This window comes from Rhodococcus sp. 24CO (assembly GCF_050586165.1).
GTDB lineage: Bacteria > Actinomycetota > Actinomycetes > Mycobacteriales > Mycobacteriaceae > Rhodococcus_F.
Window position 1 is genome coordinate 218,695 of the sequence record NZ_JAZFNF010000009.1, and the last position, 12,184, is coordinate 230,878.

A 12,184-nucleotide genomic window follows, 5' to 3' on the forward strand; every position below is an offset into this window, starting at 1 on the left:
AGCTGAATTCGTGGGCCAGTACTCTGATCGAGTGCACAGTCTTGACGTAATCGATCAGTGGCCCGTCGACAACGCGGCAGCGGTCGTCCTCACGGGAGAACATTCCCGCGGGGGCGGCCGCATTTTTGCGTCGTACGGCGACCAGAGCCGCGTGTTCCCGTTGGCTTCGGTAACAAAACTCCTGTGCGCCTACGCAATTCTGGTTGCCGTGGAGGAGGGCGCCGTCGAACTCGATCAGCCGGCGGGTCCCGAAGGTTCCACGGTGCGGCATCTGCTGGCTCACGCGTCGGGGCTGGCTTTCGGGGAGCGGACCGTCCAAGCCCCCGTTGCGTCGAAGCGGATCTATTCGAGTGCGGGGTTCGAGGTGCTCGCAGAATTGATCGAACGCGAAACCTCGATTCCGTTTGCCGACTACCTGGCTGAGGCGGTCTTCGAACCACTGCAGATGACGACTGCGGCGCTGGTCGGACCGGCCGGCCACGGAGCCCAGGCATCGGCGGCCGACCTGGCCGGCTTCGCTGCAGAACTACTCGCCCCGACGCTGATTTCGCCGCAGACGTACAAAACCGCGACTTCGGTGCAATTCCCCGGGCTCAACGGCATTTTGCCGGGATACGGCTCCAAGCGGCCTAATGATTGGGGATTGGGCTTCGAAATACGTGGAGACAAGAATCCACATTGGACCGGACTCGAGAATTCTTCTTCAACGTTCGGTCATTTCGGTCAGTCCGGAACCTTCCTGTGGGTGGATCCCGAAATCGACGCTGCCTGCGTTGTTCTCACCGATCGCGCCTTCGGTGATTGGGCAAAGCCGGTATGGACTGAATTGTCTGATCATGTAGTAACGGACATTCGGTAACAATTTTCTCTTGTTCCACTGGCGCAACACGAGTAACACAGGCACACTATTCAATCGAGCCTGCTCCACATATTCGACAGAGGTCGTTGGGGAAGACGTCCCTCGTCGAAGCAGGAGGCTCGAGTGCAACCGAATCACCTCGCGGAACTGACGACTGGTGTGGTCTACATCCACTCGTCACCCGCAGCGTTATGCCCGCACGTGGATTGGGCTTTGTCCGCCGCGTTGGGCTGTCCTGCCAAACTGCGGTGGACATCGCAGTTGGCAGACAATGGACTGCTGCGTGCAACAACGGATTGGTCGGGGCCCGTCGGAACCGGTGCCCGGCTGGTGGATTCACTACGCGCGTGGCCGAAGCTGCGATTCGAGGTCACCGAGAACCCCAGTGCCGGCGTCGACGGTGAGCGCTACAGCCACGTGCCAGGTCTCGGACTCTGGCGCGGTTCCACCAGTGCCAACGGGGACGTTGTTGTCGGCGAACTGCGGCTGCGATCCATCATCGACGCGGGCGGCGACATCGTCGGAGAAATCGACCGGGCAATGGGTGCACCCTGGGACGAAGAGCTGGAACCGTATCGATGCTCCGGCGAGGGCGCTGAAGTGATGTGGTTGCACCGCCGCGTCAGCTGATCCGCAAAGCATGAATGAAAAGGTGAGCCTCGCAGTTATCGGCGGGGCTCACCTTACGTTCGAGGCGCTATTTACAGCGGAATATTCTTGTGCCGGCCACGCACATTCGGAGCGGCGGCAAGAGCGGCCGTGACGATACTGCGAGTCTTCGCGGGATCGATTTCCCGATCCACCACACCCATCTCGACGGCCCGATCGACGCCGCCGGCGATGGCTTCGTGTTCAGCGGCCAACCGGTCGTGGAGGGCTTCACGCTCGTCGTCGGGCGCAGCGGCGAGGGCGCGCTTGTGCAGGATTCCCACCGCGGCCTTTGCGCCCATGACTGCGACCTCGGAATTCGGCCACGCGAATACAGCCGTGGCACCGAGCGCCCGCGAATTCATCGCAATGTAGGCGCCGCCGTAGATCTTTCGGGTGACAACGGTGACGCGGGGGACTGTAGCCTCGGCAAAGGCATGCAACAGCTTTGCCCCGCGGCGGACAACGCCTTCCCATTCCATCGACACGCCGGGGAGGTATCCGGGGACGTCGACGACCACAACGAGCGGCACGCCGAAGGCATTGCACAGGCGAACGAAACGTGCAGCCTTCTCGGCGCTCTCGGAATTGAGGCAGCCGCCGAGTCGCAGCGGATTGTTGGCAATGACACCAACCGTGCGACCGGCCATCCGGCCGAATCCTGTGACGATGCTGCGCGCGTAGTTACCTTGCAGCTCTTCGAAACTCGATTCACCCTCGACGTTGTCGAGCAGTTCGTGAACGATCGGACGCACGTCGTACGCGCGCTTCGCCGACGCCGGCATCATGGCCCGCAAATCGGAATCACCGAGTTCGGCGGCACGCTGATCGAACGTGCCTTGGTCGCAGAGCATGGAGACGAGTCGACGGGCCCGGTGCAGAGCATCGGACTCGTCGTGCGCGGCGATGTGCGCAACGCCTGACTTCTTGCTGTGTGTGTCCGGTCCGCCGAGCGAGACCATGTCGACCTGTTCGCCGGTCACACTGCGTACGACGTCGGGTCCGGTGACAAACACGCGACCTTCGGGCGCCATGATGACGACATCGGTCAGGGCCGGTCCGTACGCGGCGCCGCCTGCGGCAAATCCGAGGACCACCGAAATTTGTGGAATAAGGCCTGATGCGCGGACCATTGCCTCGAAGACAAGTCCGACAGCGTGCAGAGCTTCGACGCCCTCAGCGAGGCGAGCACCACCGGAATGCCAGAGCCCCACGATGGGAGTCTGCTCGTCGATGGCGGTGTTGATGGCGTCGACCAGATGCTTGCACCCGTCGAGACCCATGGCGCCGCCCATGACGGTGGCATCGGAACAGTAGGCGATGGTGCGGACGCCGTCGATCTTTCCGGATGCGGCGAGTACACCTGACTTGTCGCGCGGGTGAAGCGGAACCGTGGTTCCCGGATCGAACAGATTCTCCAGGCGCGCAAGAGGATCGCGCGGATCTGTCGACGATTCGGACTTAGTCACGGGGGCCAGGATGGTCATCGCGTCCTCCTTCAATACGTGCCTTCGGCAGAAATGCCGATCGGTGTGCCCGCGGGTGATGTTGTCATTTCCGTTCCAACATCACCCGCGGACAAGGTCAACGACTGGCTATGCCCGGCCGAAAGCGAGCGCAACATTGTGCCCACCGAAACCGAACGAGTTGTTCAGTGCGAAATCGAAAGTGCCGGTTCGGGCTTCGCCCTTGACGACGTCGAGATCGATCTCTGGATCCTGGTTGTCGAGATTGAGCGTCGGCGGAATGATGCCGTCGCGCACAGCCAGAACCGTCAGAACGGACTCGAGGGCGCCGACAGCGCCGATCGAGTGTCCCAGTGCGGATTTCGGTCCGTACACCGCCGCGTGGTTGCCCACGGCGGAGTTGATTGCCGTTGCCTCCGCGATGTCGCCGATCGGCGTCGCGGTGGCGTGAGCATTGATGTGCTTGATGTCGGCCTTCGAGAGACCAGCCATCTCGATTGCCCGCGTCATGGCTCGCGCCGCACCCAGACCCTCGGGATGCGGTGCCACGATGTGGTAACCGTCTGACGTGATTCCCGCGCCCAACAAACGGGCGTGAATCGTCGCGCCACGGGCCTTTGCATGTTCCTCGGTTTCGAGGATCATGAGCGCGCCGGCTTCACCGAACACAAATCCGTCGCGGTCCTTGTCGAACGGACGCGAAGCCGCAGTCGGATTGTCGTTGTTGGTGCTCATCGCACGCATCATGGCAAAACTTGCGATCGGAACGGCGTCGATGAAGCTCTCCACACCGCCGGCCACCACCATGTCCACGTCACCCATGACGAGCATGCGGTGTGCGTGGGCGATTGCTTCGGAGCCGGACGAACATGCGGAGACGGGAGTGATGACGCCACCACGGGCGCCGAGCTCGAGTCCCACTGTTGCCGCCGGCCCGTTCGGCATGACCATCTGCACGGAGAACGGGGACACCTTGCGGTATCCACCTCCGCGAAGCTTGTCGACTGCGTCGATCAGCGTGTCGCCGCCGCCCAGTCCGGTGCCGATGACAACCGCAAGGCGGTCCTGATCGACCTCGGGGCTACCGGCATTGCTCCACACAGTCCGGCCGAGAGTCAGTGCGAGTCTCTCGACCCAGCTCATCCGTCGGATTTCAACTCTCGACAGACCCTCGTCCGGTGAAACTTTGAGGTGCCCGCCGATGCGAATCGGAAGGTCGAATTCGTCGATGAACGGGTCGTCGAGGACTCCGATGCCGCTTTCGCCGGCGAGCAAAGCCTTCCACGTGCCATCCACATCACCAGCCACCGACGTCGTCGTCGCGAGGCTCGTGACAACGATGTCGGGAAATTTCCCCCTGCGGGTAGAAGCGGAAGTCACGGTCGGCTCACTCTGCGTTCTTGGCTTCGGCGCCTTCGGCTTCGAGCTTCTGGATGTACGCGACGATGTCGCCGACCGTGCGCAGGCCGGCAAGGTCCTCATCCGGAACCTTGACGCCGTACTTGTCTTCCGTCTGAACGGCGATCTCGACCATGGACAGGGAGTCGATATCGAGGTCGTCGACGAACGACTTGTCAGCGGTGACCTCGGAAGGCTCGATTCCGGTGACCTCCTCGACGATCTGGCCGAGTTCCGCGATGATTTCTTCCTGAGTGTGGGCCACTGGTGTGGCTCCCTTCTTGATCGATTGAGGTGGTAAACCAAGTCCAGCTTCTGGATAGCTGAACTCAGGGTGGAGCGCCCGGACTAGGTCAGTCCGGACAGAGCGGAGATATCCTCCGGGTTCTTGAGGGCCACCGTCGGTGTGCCACGCATTTCGCGCTTGGCAATACCGACGAGGGTTCCGGCCGGCGGGAGTTCCACGATCGCGGTGACTTCTGCGGTCCGCAACGAAGCGGAGCAGAGGTCCCAACGAACGGGGCGAGTTACCTGCGCGGCAAGTTTGGTGAGGGCGTCGGCACCGGAGGAGACCGGTGCGCCGTCCGAGTTGGACAGCAGCGTGCGCGTGGGATCGGAGGGGGTGATCTTCGCGGCAGCGGCTGCAACGGCGTCCTGAGCCGGAGCCATGAATCGGGTGTGGAAGGCGCCGGCGACGGGAAGTGCCCGCACGCGAGCCTTCTCGGGTGCGCTGGCTGCGAGCTCTTCGAGGGCGCTGAGTAAACCGGCTGCAACAATCTGGCCGGCAGCATTGCGGTTGGCGGCTTCGAGTCCGAGTTCCTCGATGCGCGCCAGCACCTCGGCTTCGTCGCCGCCGAGAACCGCTGACATGCCGGTGGGCTCGAGTGCGCATGCCTTGGCCATCTCTGCGCCGCGAAGTGCCGCGAGTGCGATCGCCTCGTCAGCGGTGATGACGCCGGCGATTGCTGCTGCGGCAAGTTCGCCCACCGAATGACCGGCGGCAATGACGTCAGCGCCGAGGAGGCCCTGAGATTCGATTTCCTCGTATGCAAGAAGCGCTGCTGCCACGACCAGGGGCTGTGTCACGGACGTGTCCGTGATTTCTTCCGCTGTCGCGGTAGTTCCGAGACGGACGAGGTCGAGACCAGCGGCTTTCGACCACATTTCCAGGCGGTCCTGCGCTCCGGGCAATGCCAGCCAGGGGCTGAGCATGCCGGGTGTCTGAGAGCCCTGTCCGGGGGCAAGCAAGGAAATCACTTATTAAGAGAACACTGGCAGCAGTGAAGTTCGAGATGTCGGTGCCCATGAACTCTGGTGACGTGTTTTGTAGGTTTCCTACAAATTCCCACGTCGCGTTTGCTCATCGGAATTGGACGCGAAAGGGTTACAAGGCAATTTGTCACACTGTGAACGGTGTGACGGGAGTGAACGTTGTGTCTGATTTGTTATCGATTTCGCTTAATCGGCCCACCGTAGCGGCTATGCGCAGTACGTAAGCATCGCGCGGATTGGTGGGATCCCGACCGGTCACTTCGGTTATTCGTTTCAGGCGATACCGCACCGTATTTGGATGAACAAACAGCTGACGTGCACAAGTCTCAACCGCACCTCCACAGTCGAGATAAGTGTCCAAAGTGTCGGTCAAGACCGAGCCGCTTTCCGCCAACGGAGTGACGAGATGATCCTGGAGAGCATCGACGGCAGCCTGATCGCCGAGTAGTGCGCGTTCCGGCAACAGTTCCGTTGCAAACACCGGGCGCGGCGCTCCCCGCCAGCCCTCGACCGCTCTGATTCCGGCAAAAGCCTCGGACGCACTGAAATGCGCGGCACTCAGACTCGGGGTCGTCGGGCCGATCACCACCGGGCCACCTGCGAAGCTCCGCAGAAGATCCTGCATGAACTCACTCTGCGCGGACTTGCTGGTCACGTCGCCGCTGACAACCATCACCAGGCGGCTGCCCTGAACGACTGCGAGTACTGCTCGGCCGTGCGCCTCAGCGGTGGCATGGACGGTTCCCGCGACCGAGACGCGTTCATCCGGCGGCGGTGATCCGACGATGACAGTTGCCGGCGCCGTTGCATCCCAATTCAATGTGGCTGCACGCGAGAGCATGTCGGAGCCGGTATCTCCGCGCACCACTGCGTCGACCACCAGCGCTTCGAGTCGGCTGTCCAATGCGCCACGCGATTCAGCGGCGCTGGCGTACACCGATGCGGCAGCAAATCCGAGTTCACGTCCGTACCGGAGAACGGCCTCGGTCAACGCGATGAGCTGCTGATCGTTGCGAGCCAACGCCGGCAACCACTTCTCGAAGAACTCCATGGCAACTCGCACCATGTCAACCGTCTGCCGCAGCGTCAGCCGCCGCGCCAACTCTTGAGGAATGACCGGAAATGACTCGTATCCGAAGCTGATCTCCGAATCCAACTGCCTGAGCCATTCGAGGAAGTTCACCACTGACGTCTGCACCAACAGCTGAACGTCTGCGCGGTGGGACGCGTCCAGGGTGTCGAAGAACGGGAGTTGTTCTTCCATAACCGTCACGGCTTCCGTCGCCAACCGTCCGGAGAACTGTTTGACCCGCCGCAGCAAAGCCTCGGGCAGTGGATCACGAACCTGACGCCGCCGCGACAGCGACGCCTGCAACCCGGAAGTCGACGACCGGATGCGTCGCACTCCTACCGGAGGTGCCCCGGTTGCAGGCACTTCAGAATCAGGATCAGGCATGACAAAAACCTACGCCCATCGCTGCGGATGTCGTGATGACACCCGCAGCAATGGGCGGAAGTGGTTCCAGTAGCAATGAAAACTATGCGCTACCGGTGTCCCCGGTCTGCTCGGGAGCAGCATTCACGTCGTCGATGCGGTACCGACCAGCTGCCTCGACGGCCTTGCTTCGGTCGATCGAACCTTCCTTGGCCAGACCGTTGAGCACGGCCACGGCGATTGACTCGGCGTCGACGTTGAAGTATCGACGAGCGGCGGTGCGGGTATCGGAGAATCCGAAACCGTCGGTGCCCAGCGTGATGTAGTCGCCCGGAACCCACTGGCGGATCTGATCGGGGACAGCGCGCATCCAGTCCGATGCCGCCACAACGGGACCCTGCGCCGACGCCAACGCGTTGGTGACGAAGGGAACCGGAGCGTCGACGCCCGGGTTGAGCAGTGCCTGACGCTCGCACTCGACACCCTCGCGGCGCAGTTCGCCCCACGACGTGACGGACCAGATGTCAGCCGAGACGCCCCAGTCCTCTGCGAGCATCTGCTGAGCCCGCAGGCCTTCCGGCATGGCAACACCGGAAACGAGGATCTGAGCCTTGGGGCCCTGCGCATCGGATGCCTTGTAGAGGTAGATGCCCTTGAGCAGTCCCTCGACATCGAGATCGGCAGGCTCGGCAGGCTGCACGTACGGCTCGTTGTAGATGGTGAGGTAGTAGAAGATGTTCTCGCCGCCGAAGCCGGCAACACCTTCCGTGCCGCCGTACATACGACGCAGGCCGTCCTTGACGATGTGCGCCAACTCGTACGAGAACGCCGCGTCGTAGGTGACCGCGGCCGGGTTGGTGGATGCCAGGAGCAGCGAATGTCCGTCGGCGTGCTGCAAGCCCTCACCGGTCAGTGTGGTGCGACCGGCAGTTGCGCCGAGAACAAATCCGCGGGCCATCTGATCGGCTGCTGCCCACAGGCCGTCGCCGGTGCGCTGGAAACCGAACATCGAGTAGAAGATGTACAGCGGAATCATCGGTTCGCCATGCGTCGCGTACGACGTTCCGACCGCGGTGAACGACGCCGTCGAGCCGGCTTCGTTGATGCCCTCGTGCAGGATCTGGCCGACCGGACTCTCCTTGTAGGCGAGCATGAGTTCGGCGTCGACGGACGTGTAGAGCTGTCCGTTGCGGTTGTAGATCTTCAGCGACGGGAACCACGAGTCCATACCGAAGGTGCGGGCCTCGTCCGGGATGATCGGCACGATGCGCTTGCCGATCTCCTTGTCGCGCAGCAGTTCCTTGAGGATGCGGACGATGGCCATGGTGGTGGCCACTTCCTGCTTACCGGAACCCTTGCGGATGACGTCGTACGTCTTGTCCTCGGGAAGCTTGAGCGGTGCTGCGTCCGTGTTGCGGGACGGCAGGAAACCACCGAGAGCCTTGCGGCGATCGAGCATGTACTGGATCTCGGGAGCGTCGTTGCCTGGGTGGTAGTACGGAGGCAGGTACGGATCCTTCTCGAGCTCGGCGTCCGAGATCGGGATGTGCTGCATGTCGCGGAAGGCCTTCAGGTCGTCCAGCGTCAGCTTCTTCATCTGGTGCGTCGCGTTGCGGCCCTCGAAGTGCTTGCCGAGCGTGTAGCCCTTGATGGTGTGCGCGAGGATGACCGTCGGCTGGCCCTTGTGAGCCATCGCGGCGGCGTAAGCGGCGTGAACCTTGCGGTAGTCGTGGCCGCCTCGCTTGAGGTTCCAGATTTCGGGATCGGTGAGGTCCTTGACCAATTCCTTGGTGCGCGGATCGCGACCGAAGAAGTGATCACGCACGAACGCGCCGTCGTTGGCCTTGTACGTCTGGAAATCGCCGTCCGGGGTCACGTTCATCAGATTGACGAGCGCGCCGTCCTTGTCGGCGTGCAGCAGCGAATCCCACTCGCGGCCCCACACGACCTTGATGACGTTCCAGCCTGCGCCGCGGAAGAACGACTCCAGTTCCTGGATGATCTTGCCGTTGCCGCGAACCGGGCCGTCGAGGCGCTGCAGGTTGCAGTTGACGACAAACGTCAGATTGTCGAGGCCTTCGGTGGCCGCGACGTGCGCGAGACCGCGTGACTCCGGCTCGTCCATCTCGCCGTCGCCGAGGAATGCCCACACATGCTGATCGGTGGTGTCCTTGATGCCGCGGTCATTGAGGTAGTGGTTGTACCGCGCCTGGTAGATGGCATTCATCGGGCCGAGGCCCATCGATACCGTCGGGAACTCCCAGAAGTCGGGGAGCAGGCGAGGGTGCGGGTACGAGGGGAGTCCGCCGCCCTTGTCTGCGTGGCTCTGCTCCTGACGGAAGCCGTCCATCTGCTCGGCCGGGATGCGGCCTTCGAGGAATGCTCGCGCGTAGATACCGGGGGAGGCGTGGCCCTGGATGAAGATGTGGTCGCCGCCGCCCGGATGATCCTTGCCGCGGAAGAAGTGGTTGAAGCCCACCTCGTACAACGCGGCGGAGGACGCGTACGTCGAGATGTGGCCACCGACGCCGACGCCGGGGCGCTGTGCGCGGTGCACCATGATGGCCGCGTTCCAGCGGATCCAGGCGCGGTAGCGACGCTCGACCTCTTCGTCGCCCGGGAACCACGGTTCGTTCTCGGTCGGGATCGTGTTGACGTAATCGGTGGACGTCAGAGCCGGCAGTGCGACGTGCTTCTCGCCGGCGCGTTCGAGCATGCGCAGCATCAGGTAGCGGGCGCGGGTCGGGCCTGATCGATCCAGAAGTCCGTCGAACGACTCGAGCCATTCAGTGGTTTCGTCCGGGTCGATGTCCGGCAGATACGACGCGACGCCTTCGCGAATGACGCGGACACGGCCGTCCGCTCCAGGGGGTGCGCTTGGGGATGGTGAACCTGGCACTCCGGTGCCCCCGGATTCGGCGTTCGGCTCGGACGGGGGACCCTGGATCAGGTCAGACAACGTGTGCTCCTCAGAGGGGTTAGGGACGCGTGGTTGGGCGTCCTTACGTAGGTGACCGGAACCTTGTTAGGCCCGATCCACTTCCATGATGAATATGGCGCGTACCTCATCTTTCACCATCCCGGTCGGCCTGGCACACTGTGGCCCCGGTTACCGTCGGGTAGCGTTCTCGAGTTCGACGTTCGGCTGCAATAGTTGCCGATGGCAACGCGATGTGAGGGGGGATTCGTCGGTGATGAGGGCGGGACCGGTCAGGGGATCGGAAAAAAGCGTGGACCGGTATCGACGTCGTGGATTGGTTATCGGGATCGGCGCGTTGACGGTGGGTTCTGTGGTGATCGTGGGGTGTTCGGGTGCCGTCGAGGGATCACCGACTCCGAACAGGGTGCAGGCTGCTGCCTATCAGGCCGAGGTGACAGCGTCGATTGCGGCGTCTTCGTCGAAAGCTGCGGCCGACGCGGTCGAGATCGCATTCCAAACTTGTGAACAGCTGATCCGCCGATCGAAGGACGACGTGGCCGTCTTCAACGCCTACATCGACGCCAACAACAACGACGCGTCCGACGTGATGAGCAAAGCGCAGGCAGCTGCGTCTTCGGCAGACGAATTCGCAGGGTGGCTCGACACCGCGACCGCGGACGTCCCCGCCTCGCTGTCCGGACTGTTCGGCGACCTGGCCGACAACCTGCGATCGATTGCCGACGTCGTCACGCGCGATCATTCGCCGGACGAAATCAATTCGATCACCGATACGACCAATTCAATTCGGGATTCGATCCGCACCGAATGCGGAGCGCTGTGACCTGCAGATTTCCGGAGGCGTAGGGTTCCGGGCGTGTCTGCGGACACAAATCGGGAAAAGTTTTCGGCGTGGTCGGCTTGCGCTAACGCCTTCGACCCTGTTCGCTTTCCCTAATCGAACGTTAAAAGGTCGGTGCACGGGGACTCCGTGCACCATCAACAAAAGGAGGACCCCACCGTGGTCGCCGCGGCGGATGCCCAGAACTACGCTCAGAAACTCGGGATTACTGCCGATATGGTGGTGCAGGAACTGGGCTGGGATGAGGATACCGACGACGGCATTCGTGCCGCGGTTGAGGAAACCATCGGCGGGGAAATGCTCGACGAGGATTCGGACGAAGTCATTGACGTCGTGCTGCTGTGGTGGCGCGACGAAGACGGAGACCTTGTCGACGCCCTGATGGATGCCATCGGTCCTCTCGCAGACGAAGGTTTTGTCTGGGTTCTCACTCCTAAGACAGGGCGCGACGGACACGTCGAGCCCAGCGAGATCGCTGAATCTGCCCCTACAGCAGGACTGACTCAGACGTCTGCTGCGAACCTCGGTGACTGGTCGGCAAGCCGACTTGTTCAGCCGAAGGCTCGCCCGGCGGGCAAGCGCTGATCAAGCAGGTAAATAAGCAACAGTGCATCGGATGACGCAAGCGCGACGTCCGATGCACTGTTGTATTTTCCGAAACTTTTCCTATCGTCAGTGAAGGATGAAATTCATGCCTCTCGAAGTTGGTGCTCAGGCACCCGAATTCACGTTGAAGGATCAGAACAACCAGGAAGTGTCGCTCGCAGACTTCCGCGGTAAGAAGAACGTTCTGCTCGTCTTCTACCCGTTGGCTTTCACCGGAACATGCCAGGGTGAACTCTGCAAGGTCCGCGACGAGCTTCCGACGTTCGAAAACGACGACACGGCAATCCTGGCCATCTCCGTCGGCGCTTCGCCGACGCACAAGATCTGGTCCGCCGAGCAGGGTTACACCTTCCCGTTGCTTTCCGATTTCTGGCCGCACGGTGAGGTTGCGCAGAAGTACGGCGTGTTCAACGACAAGCTGGGCTTCGCAAACCGTGGAACCTTTGTCATCGACAAGGATGGAATCATCCGTTTTGCCGAGATGAATGGCCCCGGAGAGGCCCGTGACCACGCGCTTTGGGCAAATGCGATTGCCGCGCTAGAGTCTTAGAGCACTCCCGGTGAGGTTCTCGCCGGGAGTTCGGGCGTGTAGCTCAGTGGTAGAGCTCTGGTTTTACACACCAGCGGTCGGGGGTTCGAAACCCTCCGCGCCCACCGAATAACAAAAACCCTGATCTGCGCTTCGGCGAGGTCAGGGTTTTGTTTATCTCTAGTCTCCGAT

General features: G+C 62.1%; 11 protein-coding genes and 1 tRNA gene. 6 read left to right on the forward strand and 6 right to left on the reverse strand.

Translation table 11 applies throughout. From position 1 onward, the window contains the following. Positions 1-31: 31 nt before the first annotated feature. Positions 32-859 (forward strand): serine hydrolase domain-containing protein, encoded by an 828-nt coding sequence (locus tag V2B23_RS23385; protein ID WP_430952496.1) that lies wholly within the window; start codon positions 32-34, stop codon positions 857-859. 123 nt (positions 860-982) lie between these two features. Then, positions 983-1,489 (forward strand): DUF3145 domain-containing protein, encoded by a 507-nt coding sequence (locus V2B23_RS23390; protein WP_430952497.1) that lies wholly within the window; start codon positions 983-985, stop codon positions 1,487-1,489. A 71-nt stretch (positions 1,490-1,560) separates the two neighbouring features. Here the strand turns inward: V2B23_RS23390 and V2B23_RS23395 are convergent, their stop codons facing one another. From V2B23_RS23395 to aceE, 6 genes are all read right to left on the reverse strand, one after another. Further along, entirely contained in the window at positions 1,561-2,994 is a 1,434-nt protein-coding gene (locus tag V2B23_RS23395; RefSeq protein ID WP_430952498.1) for an acyl-CoA carboxylase subunit beta, read from the reverse strand. A gap of 108 nt (positions 2,995-3,102) precedes the next feature. After that, positions 3,103-4,353 (reverse strand): KasA/KasB family beta-ketoacyl-ACP synthase, encoded by a 1,251-nt coding sequence (locus V2B23_RS23400; protein WP_430952499.1) that lies wholly within the window; start codon positions 4,351-4,353, stop codon positions 3,103-3,105. A 7-nt stretch (positions 4,354-4,360) separates the two neighbouring features. Continuing rightward, entirely contained in the window at positions 4,361-4,636 is a 276-nt protein-coding gene (gene acpM / locus V2B23_RS23405) for a meromycolate extension acyl carrier protein AcpM (RefSeq protein WP_033233096.1), read from the reverse strand. Positions 4,637-4,719: 83 nt separating this feature from the next. Further along, complete coding sequence (locus V2B23_RS23410) at positions 4,720-5,628, reverse strand: ACP S-malonyltransferase (RefSeq protein ID WP_430952500.1); 909 nt, start codon at positions 5,626-5,628, stop codon at positions 4,720-4,722. A 142-nt stretch (positions 5,629-5,770) separates the two neighbouring features. Then, positions 5,771-7,099, reverse strand: a complete 1,329-nt coding sequence (locus tag V2B23_RS23415) for a PucR family transcriptional regulator (protein ID WP_430952501.1) — start codon at positions 7,097-7,099, stop codon at positions 5,771-5,773. 82 nt (positions 7,100-7,181) lie between these two features. Further along, complete coding sequence (gene aceE, locus V2B23_RS23420) at positions 7,182-10,037, reverse strand: pyruvate dehydrogenase (acetyl-transferring), homodimeric type (protein ID WP_430952502.1); 2,856 nt, start codon at positions 10,035-10,037, stop codon at positions 7,182-7,184. Between the two features lie 271 nt (positions 10,038-10,308). Here aceE and V2B23_RS23425 point away from each other — a divergent pair, with 271 nt between their 5' ends. From V2B23_RS23425 to V2B23_RS23440, 4 genes are all read left to right on the forward strand, one after another. Continuing rightward, a complete protein-coding gene (locus V2B23_RS23425) occupies positions 10,309-10,839 on the forward strand; it encodes a hypothetical protein (protein WP_430952503.1) in 531 nt (176 codons plus the stop codon). Positions 10,840-11,016: 177 nt separating this feature from the next. Continuing rightward, positions 11,017-11,442, forward strand: a complete 426-nt coding sequence (locus V2B23_RS23430; protein WP_033233108.1) for a DUF3052 domain-containing protein — start codon at positions 11,017-11,019, stop codon at positions 11,440-11,442. A gap of 106 nt (positions 11,443-11,548) precedes the next feature. Continuing rightward, a complete protein-coding gene (locus V2B23_RS23435) occupies positions 11,549-12,013 on the forward strand; it encodes a peroxiredoxin (RefSeq protein ID WP_033233192.1) in 465 nt (154 codons plus the stop codon). A gap of 32 nt (positions 12,014-12,045) precedes the next feature. Then, a tRNA-Val gene (locus V2B23_RS23440) sits at positions 12,046-12,117 on the forward strand. Positions 12,118-12,184 lie beyond the last annotated feature (67 nt).